The sequence below is a fragment of the Bacillus sp. RIT 809 genome (genome assembly GCF_016892495.1).
GTDB lineage: Bacteria > Bacillota > Bacilli > Bacillales > Bacillaceae_G > Bacillus_A > Bacillus_A cereus_U.
On sequence record NZ_JAFEMR010000043.1, the window covers coordinates 1 to 21,705 of the forward strand.

Here is a 21,705-nt window from a genome sequence, read left to right on the forward strand (position 1 = left end):
TATACTTTCCAATATACAATTCTTACGTAAATATGAAGAGTTTCATTCAAAAAACAAACTCTCTGTATTGAATTAAAATGTATTTCATATTTGTCTGCTAATTAATTACTTTGTATTAAAGTAGACCGCTTCGTACATTAAGGAAGGGTTTTTATTACCGATTCCCGAATTTGCTTAAGATACTAGATTCCATTTACATTTTAGAATAAAAAAATAGACTTAAAGCGAGAGGAAAGGATTTTAAAATGACTAATTCGGAAAAAGAGATACTCCAACACATTGATGAACTATATCCATTAGATTTTATTAGCATTCATTCAGTAACAAATGAAATGTATCAATGTATCGCATTACAAGGTAATTATTTCGTTAGAATAACTAATTATAAAACGTATGAAGAACAACTAGAAGAAGTTAGATATACAGATTTTTTATATAATAATGGCTTAGGAGTCCCCCCAATAATACCTTCTTTAAAGGGGAATTTAGTAGAGAAAATAACATTAGACAAAGAAGTTTTTGCTGTATTATATAAAGCTGCTCCTGGTATACATTTACCAAGAAACGAATGGAATTCTAATGTATTTAAAAAGCTTGGTCAACAAATTGGAAAATTACATCGTATATCTAAAGACTTTGAAAGAATTCAACCGGTAAATCATATAAACGACTGGTATGAAAATGAAGAGTATAATTTTCTTAACTATATCCCTAAAGAAGAAACTACTATAAGAGAAATTGCATCTGACGTTTTAACTTCTATAAAGGAACTTCCAAAGAATCCTTCAAATTACGGCTTAATACACGGAGATTTATGGTTAGAAAACATATTGGTTGAAAATAATTCAAATTTAACAATGATTGATTTTCAAGACTGTGAGAAACATTTTTATATATTCGATTTAGCAGTCCCAATTTATAGTGCGATAGAATATTCCTTCGTTGGGAATGGTAACATAGTCGACTATGAGAATTCTATTACAAATGCAATAATCGACGGATACCAAGAAGAAAATGAGATTCCTAAAGAAATGATAGATCTATTTCCATTGTTTATTAAATTAAAGGAGATTTTCGAATATAGTTTAATGCATATGTATTGGAATAGAGAAGAATTAACTGAGGAACAAGTTCGGATAATGAATCTTTATAGGATGAAGATTGAAAATAAGTATGCCTATATCAATATATAAAACGGATGTTGTTCAACTACAAGGAAACTTGAATTGAACAACATCCTTTATAAGTTGATTACCTACTAGACCAGATTTATTTTTTAATTACAAATACTGATTCAATAATCTGTTTAAATATGCTTCGTTTTCTGGGGATACTTGCTCAGACAATCTAGCCGTAATAATAATTGGAGCCCATTGAAAAATCTCATCTCTTGATAAACCTGTATTTCTGCAATATATATGTAAATACATTTCAGCTAATTCTACCGAAGATTGTGAGTACAACAAGTATGTCCGAAACACATCTGCACGAATATCACCTGAACTAGCATCTACCCAATCTATAATATTCACATTCTTTTTACTCAAAATTAGATTAAATGGATGGAAATCTCCATGGCATAATCTAGGTTCAAATTTGATTGAATGTAACTTATTCAATATATTTTCCTTTTGTTTTTCATCAAATTTATGTACAGATTTAATTTGACGCTCTAACCTTTCCCTCATTGATTCCATTTCATCCGTATTCACACGTATAGCGTGAATCTTTTTTTGCTCATTAACACATAGGCCAATGTAATGCTCTGCTTTATTCAAATTATTAAGTAGAAGCTCACCAACACTTTCTCCTTCTACATATTCCATAATAATAGATTGTCTTCCTTGTACCTCTGTAACTTCAAATACTTTAGGAACGTGTAAATCACGTGAATATGCATACTTTTGTTTTTGTGCTTCATATAGAGATTCTGTATTAGGGAGGTATTTTTCAAACAATTTTACAACTTTATTATCACATAGATAAATTTCAGCCGTATTTCCTTTTGCTATCGGATTTTCTAGATTCAATTCATTTCTCTCCTTACAGTAAAGTATTCGTAAGATTGTTAAAAAGCAGAAAAAAGTGGAGCGCCCTACATTAACCCAAGACGAACAAGAACGTATTGAAAACATGTTATTATGTTCATTTCTTTCTGAAGAGAAGAAATTGATTACTTATTATAGAGATGATTATTTACTTACTAGATATATGACTGTAACTGACATAAATCCGATAAAAAATTTAATAACTTGCACTGATGCATCTTATAACAGAATTTTTCTTAAATTTAGGGATCTAATTGATTGACGGCATGTGAACCGATATAGCCTGCACCACCTAAAACTAAAACTGTCATTTCGTCATCACCTCTCGATTTGTGCTTTGTAATTTTTTGATAAAGCGATCAAACCCTGTTCTACCATCTTTATTCATCTTATAAACACCAGCATCTTCTAAGACGCGTTCAAATTTTTTTGCAACTTCAGTTTGAAGAAAGCTTTGAATGTTCTCTTCCGTATAGCCGCCCTGGGCTTTTAATTCATCTGCCCATTTTTGATGGATTTCAGGAACATTGGCTTCCTTATCTAACAAGTGCAGCTCAACTTCATGAAGCTCCTCAATCAAACGTGGAGGGAGAATTGCAAGGCCCATGACTTCAATAAGCCCGATATTTTCTTTCTTAATATGCTGTACATCTGGATGTGAGTGGAAAATTCCATCAGGGTATTCTTCACTCACATTATTATCACGCAGTACAAGATCAATTTCATACTTTCCCTCGGAACGCCGCACAATTGGTGTGATCGTGTGATGTTTTGTACCATCTTTTGATTGCGCACAAATTTGTAAAAATTCATCTGAATAGTTCTTCCAACTTTCATGGATGTAGGTGCTGGCATTAATTAGTTCTTCTTTATTTAAAGAAGAGAGGCGAATCACACTCATTGGCCAGTTGACAATACCGCAAGAAACATTTGAGTAGTCAGATAATTTAAATGTTTTAAGAATCTTAGCCTTTGCCATTGGAAAGTTATGGCGCCCAGCTTGATAGTGATCATGACTTAAGATAGATCCTCCTACAATAGGTAAATCTGCATTGGAACCAATGAAATAATGTGGCAAGATTTCTACAAAACTAAATAAACGGGAGAATGCCTCACGAGAAATTTTCATTGGTCGATGCTTCTTAGATAATACGATGGAGTGTTCATTAAAGTATGCATATGGTGAATATTGAAAACCCCATTCTTCTCCATCTAGCTCGATGTTAATGATTCGGTGACTGCTTCTACCTGGATGGTTCCAGCGACCGAAATACCCTTCATTTTCAATACAAAGTAAACATTTTGGATAATTACCCTTCAGTGTATTTCTTGCCGCTAAGATCTCTTTTGGATTTTTCTCTGGTTTGGATAAATTAATAGTAATCTCAAGTTCACCATATTTTGATTCTGCTAAATAATGAATATTTTTTGCAATCGCACGGGTTTTTATATAATCATTGCGTTTACTTAGTTCAAAGAAATAATCCGTTGCTTGTTCAGGAATTTTGCGATATCTCTCCTGAAAATTCGCATTGACCTTGGATGGAAGTGGTGTAATCACATTCATTAAAAGTGCTTCGAACATATCACGATTGGCCTGGTTTTTAGAAATAGTAAGATTTTTCGTCGCTTTATCCAAAAGCGTATCTAACAGCACATGTGGGTCCGTTTCGACTACACTAGTAATCTCCTCCATTTCCGATTCACCAAGCAAACGTAATAGTTGATTGTGCATATAAATTCGGTCATTTTCTTCAATGGTTCCATTTTCAATTGCAAGTGTAATAAAATCATAAATTGCTTGACATGTGTTCATCGTTTCCACCCCATTCATCATCCAATCACTTTAGTTCCACTACCAATGTGTGCCACATAAAAGACAGGCGCATATCCTACAACTTTGATATATTCATCATAAACATTGTTTTTAAAAGTGTGGGTTTCACTTTCTTTTACTAATGCGATGGCGCATCCCCCAAATCCTGCTCCAGTCATACGGGCTCCAAGCACACCCTCTTGTATTTGCGCAGTTGCCACCAATGTATCTAATTCAATCCCGGTTACTTCATAATCATCTCTTAAAGATGTATGAGAAGCATTCAATAGCTTTCCGAATTCTTCTAAATCACCTGCAGTAAGAGCTGCTTTGGCTTTTTTTGTGCGTTCATTTTCGTAAACTGCATGCTTCGCGCGTTTAATTAGGACTTCATCTCCAATAAGATTTTGATTTCCATCAAATTCTGCTTCGCTTAGTTCTCCAAGTGCATTAATCTCTAACTTCGTTTGGAGACGTGCGAGTGCTTCTTCACATTCAGCACGTCGCTCATTATATTTTGAATCTGCTAGTTCACGACGTTTATTAGTATTCATAATTACAATAGCATAGTCGTCCAAAACCACTGGAACCATTTCATACTCTAACGTATTGGTATCAAGGAGAATCGCTTTGTCTTTCTCGCCAAATCCAATGGAAAATTGATCCATGATACCAGAATTTACACCAATGAATTCATTTTCAACTTTTTTACCCATTTTCACTAATTCAAGTCGCGTTACGTCTAAGTTGAACAAGTCTTCTAATACTACCCCTACAAGTAATTCAAGTGAAGCACTACTTGAAAGTCCCGCTCCGTTTGGAATCGTTCCTTCAACTAACAACTCAAAACCACAGTCTATTTTATGACCTGATTCTTTCAGTGTTAAGATAACTCCTTTTACATAATTTGCCCAATTCGCATTTTTATCGTAATCCAGTTCATTCAACGTGAAGCTAATTACTCCAATTTCTTTAAAATTCGTTGAGTAAACTAATACTCTATCATCCTCACGACGTCTAGCGACTCCGTAAGTTCCATAAGTAATCGAAGCGGGGAATACATAGCCACCATTATAGTCTGTATGTTCTCCGATTAAGTTGATACGTCCTGGAGAAAAATATTGAGTTGTTTCTTGAGGTCCAAATACCTCAGCAAATTTTAAAGCTAGTTCACGTTTCTTTTCCATAAGTATAAACCTCTCTCTTGCATTCCTTTTAAATAAGAAAATCAGCTCAGTATTCACTGGCTCACTTGTAATAGTTCATCATTATTTCTAGACACAATATCGTATTTTAAGTAAGTTCTAATAGCAGTATCTAATTTTTTCTATACATGTTTCTAACGTGGTATAAGGAATGTCGTATTCCCGTACCACATCTGGCAAGGCACGACCGTGACAACGACGTACAATTTCAAGGCGAAACGAAGCCGTGAAAGAACGAATTAACCCAAGTCCGTAATCATATGGTAAAATCATTTTGATAACCTTAGAGTAAAAAGCGAAAACTCCTCTCGTGGCTTGTCTCGGCAACAATTACGATACGGAAGTTTTCTCTTTTTTATAGTTCTTTAAGGAATCCTTAGAATTTATTCGAAAGTTTATATTGAATTATGGCTCTTTAAAAAACATGTCTAACCTGTATGATGTTTCTTATCCAACAGTACGTGCCAAATTAGATAGGTTAATACAAAAGATTGAAGTACATAGTAAGGAAGACGATGTAGAGTTTGTAAATATGATTAAGGGCTTTGTTATTGATGAACGAATTAGTCTAGACGTCGCTAAAATCATCATAGAAAAATATAAAAAAGAAAGGAATGTTTAATTATGAGTCCTGTAGTTGGAATAATAGTTATTCTTATTATAGTTACTCAAAGCTTTTTATCATCTCGAAAAACCCCTTATTTAGGTGGAATTCTTCCTGTAGCATACATAGGCTTTATTAGCTTCTTTTTTAATAAACTAATAGCTAATGGTGATTATTTCTCTACATGGCTAATGATAATAGCCGGTTTATGCGGGCTTTTAAGTATATGGAATTCAGGCAGAGAACGTTTTAAAAGAAATAGACAAAAAGAATTAGATCGAATTGAGTTACAGAATCTCTAATTTTAATTTTCTTTTTGTCCTATGCTAGAATCTGTCCTACGCTTTTTATTCCACGGTTTCCCCAAATAGAAACTACTTTTAGTAGTTTCGAGATCGTAACTGCTGATAGCAGGAAAAATCATTTATGATTGATATAGCTTTGTACGTTGTTTTACTTGATTAAAATAAAATCCTACAAGTTGAAGGCAATCTCCTCTTTTTTCTTAAATTCTGGAAGCCACTCTCCATGTGCCTCTATTAAATCATCACAAAGGGAAACAATATCATCCAATGACAATTCTGCGGCCGTGTGAGGATCTAGCATCGCCGCCTGGTAAATATATTCTCGTTTACGTGTAAAGGCGGCTTCAATGGTTAGCAGCTGCGTATTAATATTAGTACGGTTTAATGCGGCAAGCTGCTCAGGGAGATCTCCAACATACGTTGGAGCTATGCCACTCCGATCCGCTATGCACGTAACTTCCACACAGGCTTTTTCAGGTAAGTTGCTAATCAATCTTCCGGTATTTAGTATATTTCCATTAAATTTAAATGGGATATTCGTTTCAATCGCTTCAATGATAAGTGAACAATATTCTTTTGAGCGTACATGGTCTAATGCCTTATTATTGACTAATTCCTCCCGCATGGTTTCCCACTTCTTGATCTGCTGTTCACAACGGCGCGGATATTCATCAAGGGGAATATTGTATTTTTCGATTAACTCCGGATATCTAGATTTGATAAAGTACGGATGATACTCGGCGTTATGCTCAGATGATTCGGTCACATAATAGCCAAACTTATCCATCAATTCAAATCTCACCATATCATGATGTTTTGTTTTTTGCTTTTCTCTTGCCCTTCTTTTAATTTCTGGATAGAGATCCTCACCATTTCTTGTTACTTCCAATAGCCATGCCATATGGTTAATTCCTGCAATCTTTTCTTGAACACCTTCAGAATCCATGCCCAATGATTTGAATAGTTCGTTTGTACAACTTTGAACGCTGTGACATAGGCCCACTGTTTTAATTGCTGTGAAACGATTCATCACGCCTGCTAATACCGCCATAGGGTTGGTGTAATTTAGAAAGAGGGCATTAGGGCAAACCTCTTCCATGTCCTTTGCAAAATCTAGCAGCACAGGAATGGTTCGGAGATTACGAAAGATACCGCCTATCCCTACCGTGTCAGCAATCGTCTGCCGTAAACCATATTTCTTAGGAATTTCAAAATCAATCACTGTGCTTGGCTTATAACCACCCACTTGAATGGCATTAATGACGTATTTTGCGTCCTTAAGCGCTTCCTTTCGATCTAAATAGGCTTTGATTTGAATATTTTTATTCAAGCTTTCTTTCAAGTTGGTCAACATATTCTCAGAATCTTTTAACCTTTGCACATCAATGTCATATAGTGCGAATTCAAATCCCTCTAACGCTGGAACAAGCATACAATCACCAAGAACATTTTTCGCAAATACCGTGCTACCTGCACCTATAAATGTAATTTTCGACATTTTTATCCTCCTTATGAACCCTTTTTATTTATTATTTATAGCAACTAGGATCGGCTTTTTAGAATAAAAATCCGTGAAAAAAATCGTCCCATTGCAGTGTTCCTAAAAACAGTTTGTTCTAGTTGAATACCAGCATTCATTAACATGAAGCCATAATCCGATTTAGGCTTTTCTAAAAATTAGAACTCCAGATTTCTCTGTCTCCATCCTATGTAACCCTTTGGATAGATCGGTTTTATGTTTTCGGATTAATTTGCCAGTGCAGCTGTATGTCTCAATTGTTATATTGAAAAGATCTGTTTCTAAATCTAGGATGAACTCCTCGTTTAAAGTGCCATTTACAATAATAAATTCCTCGGGAATATTGGTACCAGTCTTAATACAAACATCTGCGTAAATGGCGATTAGTCTGGTTGAGTCATTCACAGTTTCTACTATCGGATAAAGTAATTCCGGTGCAGTAGGCTTTAAATCACCATTTAATAATACGTCTTGGTATTTTTTCGAAAACCCTAGCCAAAACTTTGCCATTTCAAAATGATCTTTATTTAATTTTTCAAAACGCATGGAAAATTGCGGTACACCAAAAATAACATTGATTAATTGCAGTGCCGCATTTTCAGTCGTATCTTCTGGACTCCACATAATCATATCGGAATGAACAGCAGTGTTTCCTGATAGCAAGCGTAGATCCATAATACCAACACGGTTTGTAATTGCATCATTCGGGCAATCTCCTACCCTGAAAATATTTCCATATTTCCTCATATAAGGTCCGATATATCTTTGTCTGAATTCAACCATAATGGATGGCTGAATTAATTTTAAACTTTCCATAATATCAGTAAATAGACGATCCACCGCTTCCTGTACGGATTCATAATCCCGTTCTGGATCAAATTGAATTGCTTGTCCCTTCGCTCGATTTAAATCAAATAAATCAATAAAATCAAATTTAAATCCGTCTAGATTCCACTCTTTCAGAGCTTTTTCGTAAGTAGATATCAAATATTCCCTGACTTCTGGGTAACGTGGATCCAAAACTCCTGCCTGGAGATTATCACTGAAATATAAAATTTTACTTCGGAATCGCTCCCATGTCTTTGAATAGATTCCCACAAATGGTACACTATACCACAATAAATATTTCATCCCCAAATCATGTACTCTCTCAACATGTTCCCTCATGCCCACGATTCTTTTAGGAGACACTTCCCAATCTCCACAATAAGCATAACCACGATGATCATCTTCTGTCTGCCAGCCATCGTCAACGATAACAGCCCCACAACCTAACTGTTTCGCAATCTCACATTGTTTCTCGATTTCATCATCAGATATGTCCTGATGGAAGCTATACCATGTCGAATACATAGGAAGCTTCGCAGTTTCTGGAACAAAGGATGGCCCATATCCATCCATTTCCTCATACCACACGGAAATATCTTGGATTGCTTGATAATAAGGAATATCCCTCATATCGACTCGAATCACTCCATCATAGGATGATTGAACTTTGGATGGCTCTGTAAATAATGTGATTTGCGCTTTCATCGTTCCAGTTTCTTCGTGGACGCCCAAATTAAAATTAACAGTATCCATCGCATTGGAATATGCTACAGCCAGCCTGTTTTGTCCTTCTTGATTATAGAAACAGCCAACCGGAGCTAATACTGTTGCTTTAGAAGAAAAACCTCCATCCCAATCCACACCGAAACTTTTACTACGGGAGGATCCTGGATGCCAATATGATTGAATATCAACAATTGGGTGATGCCAAACTAAATTAACTTTTGGGAATTGAATGGGTTGTTCTGATCCTATATGGATATGAACAAATAAAACTCCATTTTCTTCTCTTTGGTCAATTTTGACTTTGACACTCTCTTCATGAATGGCCTCAATGTTTACCTTTTGTGTGATCATAGCCTCTCCTCCTCTTTTTCTTTTTTAGAATATTGAATTATAGAGCTACACCTTTTAAGCGAGCAAAAATATTTTTTGTAAACAATACGATGACTAGTGCAATACCACTACCACCAAACATGAATAATAGACCTGGATATATTAAAAAAAGAAGTGACATCAGAATGAGAGTGATGATGATCATGATCGTTTTTATCGGATTTGCTATGCCTATTAATGTGGCATATTTAAAATAATGAAATGTTTTTACTTCAAAATGATTAAATGTCTGAATAATATAGAGTAAATTCACTACATAAAATAAAAGCATTGACAAACTCATAAGGGAAAGAACCCTACTTACCAAGGTGTCATACATTTGAAAAAAATAAAGATCCGTCATAAGTATCGATCCTATTAAAACGATGGCAAAACCCATTTTGTTCGATTTTTTAAAATTAGATTGATAGGAATTCCAAAAAGTTGCTACCATTTTTGTATCCTTTTTGTTGATCAAATCCATTATTAATTGGAACATAGCAACAGTCGATGGGAATAATCCAAACACCCCAAAACCAATCAATGTAAATCCAATCCACAATAAATTAAGACATAACAATTTCATAATCCATTCTAATAAATGATAAATCCTTGCGATCACGGCCCACTTCCTCCTTTCTGTCTTCCTTGATCAGGTAGGGAATAAACATTATTTGATACCTGTATTTTGAACGCCATCCAGGATAAAGCGCTGTGCTATAAAAAATACTATAATGGGAGGAATACAAATTAATAGAGTCGAAGCCATGATAGAAGTCATATCAACTCCAAACATCCCTTTGAATTGCATGAGTCCCAACGTTAAAGTGTATTTACTTTGATCGTTCAAAAAAATTAATGGTCCTAAATAATCATTCCATGAGCCTAACATTTGAAACACACCGACAACCACCAATACTGGAGCCATTAACGGAATGAATATCCGAGAAAAAATTTGAAAATGGTTCGCCCCGTCTATGATCGCTGCTTCTTCCATTTCTTTCGGAACTCCTAATAAAAATTGGCGAAGTAAAAAAATGAAATAGGGTGATCCAAAAAAGTTAGGAACAATCAGTGGTTTTAAAGTATTAATCCAGCCCAACTGATTAAATTCCATATATAAGGGAATTGCAGTTACATCCCAGGGAATCATCATTCCTGCTAGTAAAATTAGAAAAAGAATGTCCCTTCCTTTAAAATTGAATCTGGCAAATCCATAAGCTACTAAAGAAGATGATAATAGTTGTCCGATGATGCCTAATCCTGTAACAATCAAAGAATTTGTCAGAAATGTTGTAAAAGGTAAAACAGTCCAGGCTTTATAAAAATTACTAAATTCAAACTGAGATGGAATTAGTTTCGGTGGAAAAACAAATGTCTCAGCAGGGGTTTTTACAGCTGTAATGAACATCCAAAGAAATGGTGCGATAAAAAATAAACAAAAAATAATCAGTATTGTATGTACAATAACCTTCGTTGTTATACTTCTCGTAATCATCATATTCCTCCTTTCCTATTTTTGTTTCTTTTTCATTTCATTTTCATAGTAAACCCAAGTATTAGACGATTTGAAAACCAGTAATGTCAGAGCCAAAATAATTAAGAACATAAACCAAGCATTTGCGGATGCATAACCCATTTTAAAATACTTGAAAGCATTTTCATAAACATACATTGCATAGAAATACGTCTTTCTTAAAGGCCCTCCACCTGTTAGAACAAGCGCGAGTGTTAACTGTTGAAATGCTGAAATGATAGCAGTAATGACATTAAACAGAATGGTTGGACTCAGCATCGGAAGTGTTATTTTACTGAACTTTTGCCATTTACTTGCACCATCTATATCTGCAGCTTCATATAGGTCTTTCGGTATATTTTTTAAACCGGCTAAGAATATCAGCATCATAGTCCCTTGCCCCCAAATACCTGCAAACACGATGGCAAAAAGTGACCATGTTGGATCATTTAGCCAGTTTGGTCCATTAATGCCTATTAATGATAGTAGATAGTTTAGTAAACCGTATTCTCCGTCGTACATCCATGACCAAATCATTGAAAGGGCTACTCCCGAAACAACCGTAGGAAGATAGAATATCGTTCTATAGCCTGAAATCCATTTTACTTTTTGATTTAATAATATAGCTAGCAAGAGAGCAATACCGATGTTTAACGGTACTAAAATAGCAGCAAACTTAAAGGTAACTCCTAAAGATTGCCAAAACACTGGATCATTTGTAAACATATCAACATAATTTTTGAAACCAATAAACGTTGGGGTTCCAACAGTAGGCCAATCAAAAAAGCTTATGATAAGAGAAAAAATCAAGGGTCCGAACGTAAAACAGATGAAACCAATGATCCAAGGAGAAATGAATAGATAGGGAGTAAGGTCTCCCCATCTAATCTTTGATAGAATGGATATGGGTCGTTCGGGAACCGTTTGAGTTATTTTATTTTCAGTTTTTATAATCATGAAATGATCCCCTTCTTTCTCTTAAACTATTTTTTCAATGCAGGCTCTGTTAATTTAACCGCTTCATTCAAGGCTTTATCTGCTGAATTTTGCCCTAATAATACACTGCTAATTGCATAATCTAGTTTTTTGTCAACTTCTGTCCATTTGTTTGTAAGTAAAAAGCCTGGAGTATCTGATGATCTTTCAAGCATAGTATAGAATGTACTTAATAACTGATCATTTTTATGACTTTGTTCGGAAACCACACTCTTAAGTACTGGCATATCAGTCTTTCTCATTTTTGCTGCTTCTGCTGATACAAAGTATTTGATAAATTTCCAAGCTAGGTCTTTTTCTTTAGAGTCTTTGGCCATTGCAATTCCTGCAGAATGGATAACACCCTTTGAAGGTTGTCCATGAAAGGATGGAATTTCTGCAGTTCCAAAATCCATGCCAGCCTTTTTAAAATCTTCTAAAGGCCAAATGCCGTTCTCGATCATAGCGATTTTCCCTGATTTGAAACTTTCAGTGACTTTATCAGACACAATAGCACTATTTTCATCAATCATATGTTGAAAGCCATTAAGGAGTTCTTGTGTTTTTGAACTATTCATATATCCATCTACCTTTTTGCCATCAGGACTAATGAAACTACTCCCATTACTCCATACATATTCTTGGAATGCATATGAATTTTTTTTGGAAGAGAGAACAAACCCATATTGTTTCTTTTCAGGATTGGATAACTTTTTCGCTGCATCACTGAACTGCTCCCAAGTCCAACCAGAAGTCGGAAGAGGTACCCCTGCTTCTTGGAAAAGTTTTTTATTGTAGTAAATGACGCGAGTGGTAAAACCAATTGGAAATCCATAGGTAGTATTTTTGAATTTGTGATAGTTTAGAATATTCGTATAAAAATCATCAAAAGTAGTTTTAAAACTACTGTCTTTATTTACGTAGTCATCAAGTGGCTCCAGAGATTTATAGTAATCTGGATAATTCCACATATACATGACATCAGGGGGATTTTTTGCTCCGAAAGAAGCAGCCAGCTTATCCTCAAACCCGTCAGCATATGCTTCAACTTGCACTTTCACTCCTGGATTCGCCTTTTCAAACTTTTTCGCAATATCTTGTTGGTATTTGAGACTCTCTCCAGTATCCCATGTAGCAAAGCGTAATACTTTCTCCCCACTTTTACCTTGACTAGAAGATTTCTCACTGTTCCCGCAAGCAGAAAGCAGCATTGCAAAAGAAATAGCTAAAATTAATAATAACGATATTCTTTTTTTCAACATAAATCCCCCTATCATTTTTTGAAGATCAATTTTGTCTTTTGTAAAACAATCTTTAGACCTAACTTTAAGAATACGCTTTCATTCCTTCTTAAAATTTTTTTAAATTCCCTCACCTCCACAGCTTTTTCTAATAATCAAACTAGTCGGAACCACCACTTTTAATGGCAGTGTTCTCCCATCAATGCGTTCAACTAGAAGATTTACTGCTACTTTCCCCATTTCCTCGGTATGAACTTTTACAGTGGATAATGGAGGAGTAACAAATTCACATAATTCAATCCCATCAAATCCAAAGATCGCGATATCATCAGGAACTTTTAATCCTGAATCCGTTAAAGCTTTCAAAGCACCAATGGCCATAGGGTCACTTCCAATGAAAAAGGCGGTAGGGAGATTCCCTGAATGGATCGCTTCCTCCATTAGCGTTAAGCCATCTTTCGTTGTCCATTTTCCAATATAAGTATATTTCGGGTTATATAATCCCTGTTCCGTTAGCATTTTTTCATATGTTCTTTTTCGTACATCATGAATCTCTAATTTTCCAGATAATCCACCAATGGTATATGATTGACCACCAATATAGCCTATTTTTTTGTGTCCTAAATCCAATAAGTATTGAATAACCTTTTCAGTAGCTTTTTCAGAATCTATCACCACTGAATCATATAGTTGTTCGTCAGGAGATACATCGACAAACACTACATGTTGTACTTGCTTTACTTGATTTTCCACCTCTTCTTGACCTATGACTCCTACTACTATTAATCCATCCAATCCTTCTAGATCCTTTTTATTGAAAGGAGGTCTCAACATTTTCGATAGTTCAATTCCCAATTCAATCATTCTCTTTTCAATTCCATTACGAATGGCCAAAAAATATGGATCATCAAATTCCGATTCCTGAGAAAGATACATCAAAAGCCCAATTTTTCCGTGCTGCTTAGGATTGGTAATTTTTTTTTCTATATTTCGTTGCTTTTTAGGTATGTAATCTAACTCTTCTGCAGCCTGAAGGATTTTTTTCCGAGTCTCTTCTGTAACGGATAAAGTTTGATCCTCATTTAACACTCTTGATACAGTCGTTTTTGATATCTGTGCCTTTTTGGCAATTTCATTTAATGTTACCAATATGATTACCTCTTTTTCTATTTTTAGTAAATAAAAGTAATAATTTAGTGAATTTTCACTTAAATATAATATATCAGAGGTGAAAAACGAGCGCAATATTAATTTTCATAATTTTCAATTTAATTTTTCGCCACTATTCACCCATATTGAGATTCAAGGATCCGAAGATTTTAATAACTATTAACATTCACTCATTTTTCATTACGATATAAAGAGCGAAAAAAGTCCAGTGAATAAATCAATTAATTCAGTAAACTAAAATAAAAATTTACTGAAGAAACATTCAGCCTCTTCAACTGTAATTGCATTAATCTCATGGCTATTGGGGTAGCGAGTGCCATCAAAGGAGTTAATAAAAATAATGAGTTTTGAGGGTAACACGGGTACGATGTGGCTTCATCCTCGGGTCTAATTGGTATGGAATTACAAGGAGCAATGGCCATATTCACCGTTAATTTAAAAAGAATCGTAAAACTTTTGGGTTAAGATAAGCGAAAAACAGTGTGAAAATTAAGAAAAGCCGACTATTCCTTCCAGAATTATGGATTGAAAGTCGGCTTTTTTATTTAATTATGCTGAAACCCTTCTTCATGAAAATGCAAAAAACTCACCACTTCCTATAATTATATAGAAAGTGGCAAGTTTAATTTTCTAGGAATATCGGAATGAAACTCAGGTGTATGCAAAATAGAAAATGTATACCCCTGTTGAATAAATAATACTTCATTATGTTTATTTTCAAATGGAACACTGTTTTTCTTAAAATTATTTTGGATTCGTTTTAAAAATGCGTAATCAGGTGTTCCGAAAGATACGTGTACTTTTGGTGGTAAAGCTCTCATCTCAATTGGAATCCAAGGCCGCTGCCACCAAGTTGCAACGATATATGCAGTGCCACCTATAACAAAGTTGAAAATCTCTCCATCTTCCATCGTTTTCATATTTAGATTTGATTTCAACCATTCCGTAAATACAGGTACACTTTTAACGGGAAGACCGATTTCCCTTACGTATAAAATGTTTAACGGTGAATGGGGAACTAATACGTCTTCTTTTATATAACTATGTGGGATAATTTCGAGAAGATTTCCATCACCATCTTTAAAGTATAAATTGAATAGACCATTCTCCTCACCAATTGTATGACCATCTTTCCATTTCACAATGAGTAATCCAGACTCTTTAAGCCATTTTGCCGTTTCATGAAACTTTGAATATGGGATCTCAAAGGCGAAATGCGCAGGGGCAATTGGTTCATATACTTCTTGAAAACTAATTGTTGTATACGGTGTTACTTCAAATTGAATAAATGATGCGGTTTCTTTTTTTATTGGAAAAGATAATATGTCTTTATAAACTTGTTTTACCCCTTCTATAGAAACCGTTTGTAGTTTTATATCTGATATATGTGTAATCACGTTACATCCCCCCTTGTTTCTTATTATCTATTCTTATTGTATTACACTTATAAATAGATAAAATCAAACCGAAGGATGGATTTTTTATATAAAAACTACAACTTTAGTATGAATATGTTAGCTCCAATTACTTTTTATTTCCACTATAACAACTTCTGGTTTATCCCAATGCAACAAATGTGTAGTGTCAGGGATTAATTTTACTTTCGCGCCAGTTTTTAATTTGAAAATTTTTACTGTCTTATCTCTATAATCATCCCATATCTGCGGTAGTGTAGCTCGAAGTAATACAATATTAGATGGTAACTTCTCATATATATCTATCGTTTCATCTTTATGCATACCTCTTATTATATTACCAGCTGTTGTACCTCTCGCATGCCAACGTACTTTGTTATCCATTTCTACACCAAGATCCTTTACTGCAAGCTCTATTAATGGAGACCACCTAGTATAGGTTGCTTTTTCACTTTTGAAGAATTCGTCCCAATTATTAAAAACATATTCATCAAAGTCTTTTTCATAATACAAGATTTCCTCTTGAAGCGTTTCTTCTTTAAGCCTTTTTGTTTGATATCCTCCATCAATAAGAATGCTTCCTAGTACTTTTTCTGGATTATTTAATAAATAAAATAGTGCTACAAAACTTCCCCACGAATGTGATAAAAAATAGAAATGTTCAATTCTCAGTTCATTTATTATTTCATTTAACCAGTTTGCTAAATTCAGCATCTCATAATCTTCCGTTCTTTCAAAGCGCGGTGTTTTACCATGCCCAGGTGCATCAATGGAGATAAACCTATACTCTTCCTTTAATTTTTCTGCGATTTCTATAAAACTTAAACTCGTACTACCTAATCCATGTAAACAAAAGATAACGGGTTTGTCATTATTCCCCCATTCAGTAATATGTACGTTTATTTTTCCGTTGTTAATATAGTAACGTTTCAAAACAAATATCCTCCATATTTCGATTTTTTGATTAACACTTTACTTATTTCTATTTTTTTAAGTTTTCCCTGCATTCTTTTCCACACAAAAAAAGCCGATTTTCTTTAAAAGAAAATCAGCTTTTACGATAAAATACATTATGATTTAACAGCAATAATCATAAACCTTTTGGAATTCGTACGAATCCCTTTTTCAGAACTATTAGCGTCAATAAACTTTTGTAAAATATTAAAATCCTCTTCCTCTTCTCCAAATCTAGGAATAATAGGCGTATGTTTTAATAAGAAAATGAGATCTTCAGGTGTACTGTAATAATCGATAACATCGTATTCACGTACTTGCACGAGCTCAAATCCTGCACTAATAAGTTCACCCATATATTTTTCTTTTAAAATGCCATCTCTTTCGCCTAAGCATTGCCCTCTGCCAAATGCTTCTTTGAGATTTAATTTATCATGTTCGCAAACTTGTTGAGTTAAGAAAAAAGCACCCTTTTTCATTACTTTTGCCAATTCAGATGCTATAAACGGTGCATGACAACTAGAAGCAATATCAAAATAAGCATGCGGAAACGTTAAAGCTTCAGAACCCATTTGGAGAAACTCAACATTTTGTACACCTGCTTTTCTTAAGTTGGAATATGCTGTTTCAATCATGCCATTAGAATTATCTATTCCAATTAATAATTTGGCTGAAGATGCTATGTTAAGTACATTTTCTCCTCCACCTGTACCAACATCAAGTAGAATATGTGATGGTTTGCATCTTTCTGTCACGTCTCCATAAAAATCCCAAGTGTCACCTACAGTTTCACATTTCAGCTTACTGAAGTCCCACCCGTTTGCTCGTCCCACTTTATTATAAAAATTCTTATAATCTAATTCATTCATTTTATTATTTCCCCTTTGTAAAAATGCATTAACTGTTTAGATGATTCTCGAAATAGACTCATAGTTGATATTATCGTGAAATGGCCTACGTCTTCTTTTATATCTGCTACGCATTTTTTCAGCCCCAAACAACTAGTTACTTCGAACAATACGCCATTCCATCTATCCCAACTCATATGGAAGATTATATGTATAAAAGCCTTTAATATTATTTAATTATATATTATAAAAAACAAATTATTAAAACAACATGTTTCTACACATTACATTTAGTTTACATAATAATATTATAGTTTATTTTTATCGATATATTCTAAATGTGCTCTTCCCCAACCACACATACTATCTAAAACAGTACTGACTGTTTTGCCATGTTCAGATAAGCTATATTCAACTTTAGGTGGTATTTCTTGATAAATTTCGCGTTTTATTAGTCGATCTTGCTCTAATTCACGAAGCTGCTTCGCTAATGTTCCTTGAGATATGTCTGGTATTAATCGCTTTAATTCACCAAACCGTTTTGTTCCATCTGTTAATAATATAAATAAAATAAGTGGTTTCCATTTCCCACCGATTATTTGTAATGTCGCTATTATTGCTAATCAACGAGGCATTTGTGCTAAATATTTTCGGATGGAAATAAAGTAAAAAAGGCATCGTATATGCCTTTTTTACTTTATTGTTTATTTGTTTATCGGATAACAAACCTCTGTAACCCACTTATTAGGATCTGATTCCATCGCTGGGCTAACGTGATAAATATTAAACATCGGTCCGGCTAATTCATAACCTTCCGTTTCAATCCATTTTGCTGCCGCCTCATTTACAGCTGTCATTTGTTCGTAACTTCCGTTAACTGTTATTGAAGCTACACAAGATGGATCTATCTTTTTGAAATTAACATCTTTTGTATTTTCATGCTCCCCTAAAATATTTATCTGTATTTCCACATCCACATCATTTTCCTTATATTCTTGATCATGGAATGTAGCAATACTATAACTCGGATTAGCTATACTAATATTTTTAACATTAATTTCTTGCATTAATATACTCCATAAATCCCCTTCGCAATTATAAGATCGAATAACCTTTCTAACGCTTGCTACTTTTCTTTCTGGAATTTCTTTTAACGAAACATGATAGTTCATCTCAACAAAATCCTCTCTCATCGTTTTCAGTAAGTCTTCGAGGAAACGTAATTGTTTTTGGAGATTGTGCATGTCTTCCTTTATTTGAGCACTACGATTTACAAATTGCGATTTTATTACTTCAATATTTTCACTCTCTACTATTTCTTTAATAGCAGCAATATTAAATCCCATATCTTTTAACGTTTGAATTTGATTTACTTTCTTTAATTGTGCAGCGGAATAATAGCGATAGCCATTTTGTTCATCTACTTTTTCTGGCTGCAATAATTCCACTTTATCGTAATGTCTCAACATACGTATGCTAATGGAAGAAAGTTTTGAAAAATCCCCTATTTTGAACATTAGCTCCTCCTATTTATTACAATTATTCGAAGCTCAACTTAAGCTTAAACAATGACATTGTGTGAGAATCAACTATTTATAACGGTTTAAGTGATTATTTAACATATTATATTTACATAATTAAAAACCCTTATGATTCATTTATCAATTTACTTTTCAATGCAATACATATTGATATTAATCCATTTACGGTCAATAACATAACTATAATACTAGTGAGTAAAGCTACATCTGCAGCAAACATTTTAATTGTCTGCCACGGTGAATTTGTACTATAAATAAGAAGTGGAATTAAAATAATAGATAATATTAGAAACAAACTTCCTAGAAAAAACCAGATTATTTTTTTACGGATTTTCTTACGTTTATACTTTATTATTAGCATAATTGCTGTAATGAAAAGTGTGAAAATTACTATTGACATAACAAGTTGAACTATTGGTATATTTCGGGGTATACCAACAGGTTCTTCACCATTCAAAATATTAATAATACCTTTTTTCAATGCTGGCAGTGCTGTTTCTTCTAAAATATGATTTTTATTCGTTAAAATCACACCACCCCAGCCAGTTTCATTTAAAATAAATATTTCTGCATGTGAATCCGGAGTTGACCCTGAATGCCAAACCATCTTTTCGTTTCCATTTATATTTGTTGTCCTCAGTCCAAATCCATAATGTTTTTCTGAATCTACTTTATATAGTGGTGATAAATAAAGATCCATACTATCTTTATTTAAAAATTGCGTATGCTCTTTGTGATTCAAAAACTTAATGAATTGAATCATATCTTCTAGATTTGCTGTAATATAGCCATATGGTGACCCACCATTATCATACGACACCGTACTTTTTCTTGGTATTCCAAACCATGATTGGTAACCTGTTAAATAACCATTTTTATAAGAATCCTCACTATTTGCTGCTGTACCATTCATTTTTAATGGCTGAAAAATTTCCTTCTCCATATAAGTAGAGTATGTTTCTTTTGAAACTTCCTCAATAAGTGCACCAAGAATTAGATAATTCGCATCACTATATTGATATTTTTTTCCGGAGGAAGCAGTTAATTCTACATTTGAAAGTTTTTTCACATTTTCTTTTATAGCTGTAGTGTTTTTAGATTGCTGATCTGATAAGGTTAATCCTGTATAAGTACTTATGCCACTAGTGTGATTTAAAAGGTGTTTTATTGTTATGTTTGAGGCGAATTGGTTGTCTTTTACTTTAAACCAAGGAAGATGTTGTTGAACTGAATCCTCTAAATTAATTTTTTTATCTTCTATTAACTTCACTATAGCTAGGCCAGTTAATGATTTACTTATTGATCCAATTGCAAATGGTGTTTTACTGGTTACCTTTTTTTCAGACTCCCCGGTATTCCCCCATGATTCTTTGAAGAATACATCTTTATTATGTACAATTGCTATAGAAGCTCCTGGAATATTTTGTTCCTTTAAAAACTTTTCAATATACTTGTCTAAAGTAACTTTAATATTTTGCTGAGCGTAAACTTTTGGATGTATACTACATAACATTAACACATTATAAAATATACAAATTAGAAACAATTTATATTTAAATGTCTTCATCTTAATTTATTTCAGATAACTTTCTTTTTTTATAACTTACTAAGCTTATAAATACTAAAACGGAGATTGTAAAACTAATCATTATTAATAAAGAGTTCCACCATTGATTTTCTGTTATTCGATATAAAATATTATAATTAAATGTATTATTACTATTGTTTGGACTAAATGATTCAGTTAAAAATATTGAAAGTGTAGTTTGTGAGATGAGGTAAGTAATCAAAGAGATGAATATTCCACCTATGATTAATGTACTAGATTTTTTATTTACGTTTCGAAGTTGTTTCATTTTTACTCGCAGATCAATTTCATTTATTTCCAAAAAATCTTGAACAAATAACTGAGGCGTTCCTAAATCATTTATACTGTCTTCACCATGTTCACGACATTCTTGAATATGTTCTAAAATTTGTTGTTTAATATTTTCCCTTTCTTCTAAACTTATATCGTATTGCTTTAAATCCTTAAGTACGCCAGTTAAAAATTGCTGTTCTTTATCGTTTAATTCATTCCTCATTTCAGAAGGTCTCCTTTCAAACCACTCTTTAATAATGTTTTAATATCAAATTGCAACTCTAACCACTCATTAATTTTCTTCTCAAGACGTATTTTTCCATTTTCATTAATTTCGTAATAAATCCTAACTTTACCACTATCCGTTACTTCTTGATAAGTATTAACCCACTCTTGATTTTTCAGTTTAGTTAAAATCGGATAAATACTTCCTACTCCTTTCAATTTCAAATTATGTCCTTCAAGTTCTTTCATAATTTCATAACCATAACTTTTCTTTGCAGACAAAATAGACAATACACACATTTCCAAATGACCCTTAATTAAACTTGTTCTATCCATAGGATAAATTTAACAGAAATATATACTTCATTCAAGTATATATTTCTGTTAAATTTAAAAATTAAGAAAATAACGATTTTTTTCATTAAAAAATCAGCAAAATTTCAATATGATTTACTCCAAATAATTTCCCGAATTCTTTTCACCCTTTAATATTCAGTACCAAAATGATTATTTATCATGACAAATAATCATTTTTATAC

At 33.4% G+C, this 21,705-nt stretch carries 21 protein-coding genes and 1 pseudogene; 4 read left to right on the plus strand and 18 right to left on the minus strand.

All coding sequences use genetic code 11. From position 1 onward, the window contains the following. The first annotated feature begins 245 nt into the window (after positions 1-245). Positions 246-1,193 (plus strand): phosphotransferase enzyme family protein, encoded by a 948-nt coding sequence (locus JTF23_RS26380; protein ID WP_204210180.1) that lies wholly within the window; start codon positions 246-248, stop codon positions 1,191-1,193. An 87-nt stretch (positions 1,194-1,280) separates the two neighbouring features. Here JTF23_RS26380 and JTF23_RS26385 read toward each other — a convergent pair whose 3' ends face one another. Continuing rightward, the gene (locus JTF23_RS26385; protein WP_204210183.1) at positions 1,281-2,030 is read right to left on the minus strand and encodes an aminoglycoside phosphotransferase family protein; all 750 of its coding nucleotides are present in this window, start codon (positions 2,028-2,030) and stop codon (positions 1,281-1,283) included. 25 nt (positions 2,031-2,055) lie between these two features. Here JTF23_RS26385 and JTF23_RS26390 point away from each other — a divergent pair, with 25 nt between their 5' ends. Then, positions 2,056-2,310, plus strand: a complete 255-nt coding sequence (locus tag JTF23_RS26390; RefSeq protein WP_081338485.1) for a YolD-like family protein — start codon at positions 2,056-2,058, stop codon at positions 2,308-2,310. 45 nt (positions 2,311-2,355) lie between these two features. Here the strand turns inward: JTF23_RS26390 and galT are convergent, their stop codons facing one another. Together galT and JTF23_RS26400 are read right to left on the minus strand one after the other, a co-directional pair. Then, on the minus strand, positions 2,356-3,885 hold the full coding sequence (gene galT / locus JTF23_RS26395; RefSeq protein WP_213020166.1) for a UDP-glucose--hexose-1-phosphate uridylyltransferase: 1,530 nt from the start codon (positions 3,883-3,885) through the stop codon (positions 2,356-2,358). Further along, positions 3,882-5,051: a galactokinase gene (locus JTF23_RS26400; RefSeq protein WP_002110052.1), complete on the minus strand. Its 1,170-nt coding sequence runs from the start codon at positions 5,049-5,051 to the stop codon at positions 3,882-3,884. The genes galT and JTF23_RS26400 overlap by 4 nt, the downstream gene beginning before the upstream one ends. A gap of 385 nt (positions 5,052-5,436) precedes the next feature. On the opposite strand from JTF23_RS26400, the pseudogene JTF23_RS26405 reads away from it, so the two are divergent. Both JTF23_RS26405 and JTF23_RS26410 read left to right on the plus strand, forming a co-directional pair. Next, a pseudogene (locus JTF23_RS26405) lies at positions 5,437-5,691 on the plus strand (DUF2089 family protein); the annotation flags it as partial. 2 nt (positions 5,692-5,693) lie between these two features. Then, positions 5,694-5,975: a hypothetical protein gene (locus JTF23_RS26410; RefSeq protein ID WP_002110049.1), complete on the plus strand. Its 282-nt coding sequence runs from the start codon at positions 5,694-5,696 to the stop codon at positions 5,973-5,975. Between the two features lie 172 nt (positions 5,976-6,147). Here the strand turns inward: JTF23_RS26410 and melA are convergent, their stop codons facing one another. The 15 genes from melA to JTF23_RS26485 all read right to left on the minus strand — a co-directional run bounded on the left by melA (position 6,148) and on the right by JTF23_RS26485 (position 21,502). Continuing rightward, entirely contained in the window at positions 6,148-7,476 is a 1,329-nt protein-coding gene (melA, locus tag JTF23_RS26415) for an alpha-glucosidase/alpha-galactosidase (RefSeq protein ID WP_070128396.1), read from the minus strand. 162 nt (positions 7,477-7,638) lie between these two features. Continuing rightward, positions 7,639-9,402: a glycoside hydrolase family 36 protein gene (locus tag JTF23_RS26420; protein WP_002110047.1), complete on the minus strand. Its 1,764-nt coding sequence runs from the start codon at positions 9,400-9,402 to the stop codon at positions 7,639-7,641. 37 nt (positions 9,403-9,439) lie between these two features. Then, entirely contained in the window at positions 9,440-10,042 is a 603-nt protein-coding gene (locus JTF23_RS26425; RefSeq protein ID WP_204210187.1) for a YesL family protein, read from the minus strand. 48 nt (positions 10,043-10,090) lie between these two features. After that, positions 10,091-10,918, minus strand: coding sequence for a carbohydrate ABC transporter permease (locus tag JTF23_RS26430; protein ID WP_002110045.1), 828 nt, complete (start codon positions 10,916-10,918; stop codon positions 10,091-10,093). Positions 10,919-10,933: 15 nt separating this feature from the next. Then, positions 10,934-11,893, minus strand: a complete 960-nt coding sequence (locus JTF23_RS26435; protein ID WP_002110044.1) for a carbohydrate ABC transporter permease — start codon at positions 11,891-11,893, stop codon at positions 10,934-10,936. Between the two features lie 26 nt (positions 11,894-11,919). After that, a complete protein-coding gene (locus JTF23_RS26440) occupies positions 11,920-13,170 on the minus strand; it encodes an ABC transporter substrate-binding protein (protein WP_002110043.1) in 1,251 nt (416 codons plus the stop codon). Positions 13,171-13,272: 102 nt separating this feature from the next. After that, positions 13,273-14,301 (minus strand): LacI family DNA-binding transcriptional regulator, encoded by a 1,029-nt coding sequence (locus tag JTF23_RS26445; protein ID WP_002110042.1) that lies wholly within the window; start codon positions 14,299-14,301, stop codon positions 13,273-13,275. 623 nt (positions 14,302-14,924) lie between these two features. Beyond that, positions 14,925-15,719 (minus strand): VOC family protein, encoded by a 795-nt coding sequence (locus tag JTF23_RS26450; RefSeq protein WP_002110040.1) that lies wholly within the window; start codon positions 15,717-15,719, stop codon positions 14,925-14,927. A gap of 117 nt (positions 15,720-15,836) precedes the next feature. Further along, complete coding sequence (locus JTF23_RS26455) at positions 15,837-16,670, minus strand: alpha/beta hydrolase (protein ID WP_002110039.1); 834 nt, start codon at positions 16,668-16,670, stop codon at positions 15,837-15,839. 137 nt (positions 16,671-16,807) lie between these two features. Then, positions 16,808-17,560 (minus strand): class I SAM-dependent methyltransferase, encoded by a 753-nt coding sequence (locus JTF23_RS26460; RefSeq protein WP_002110037.1) that lies wholly within the window; start codon positions 17,558-17,560, stop codon positions 16,808-16,810. 287 nt (positions 17,561-17,847) lie between these two features. Further along, positions 17,848-18,156, minus strand: coding sequence for a winged helix-turn-helix transcriptional regulator (locus JTF23_RS26465; protein WP_087945854.1), 309 nt, complete (start codon positions 18,154-18,156; stop codon positions 17,848-17,850). 87 nt (positions 18,157-18,243) lie between these two features. Further along, the gene (locus JTF23_RS26470) at positions 18,244-19,056 is read right to left on the minus strand and encodes a MerR family transcriptional regulator (protein ID WP_002110036.1); all 813 of its coding nucleotides are present in this window, start codon (positions 19,054-19,056) and stop codon (positions 18,244-18,246) included. A gap of 130 nt (positions 19,057-19,186) precedes the next feature. Then, positions 19,187-20,647 carry a serine hydrolase domain-containing protein gene (locus tag JTF23_RS26475; protein ID WP_070139324.1) on the minus strand — a complete coding sequence of 487 codons (1,461 nt, stop codon included), beginning with the start codon at positions 20,645-20,647 and terminating at the stop codon, positions 19,187-19,189. A 1-nt stretch (position 20,648) separates the two neighbouring features. After that, positions 20,649-21,164: a hypothetical protein gene (locus tag JTF23_RS26480; protein ID WP_204210188.1), complete on the minus strand. Its 516-nt coding sequence runs from the start codon at positions 21,162-21,164 to the stop codon at positions 20,649-20,651. Next, complete coding sequence (locus tag JTF23_RS26485) at positions 21,161-21,502, minus strand: PadR family transcriptional regulator (protein WP_033710985.1); 342 nt, start codon at positions 21,500-21,502, stop codon at positions 21,161-21,163. Before JTF23_RS26485 ends, JTF23_RS26480 begins: the two co-directional genes overlap by 4 nt. Between the last annotated feature and the right edge of the window lie 203 nt (positions 21,503-21,705).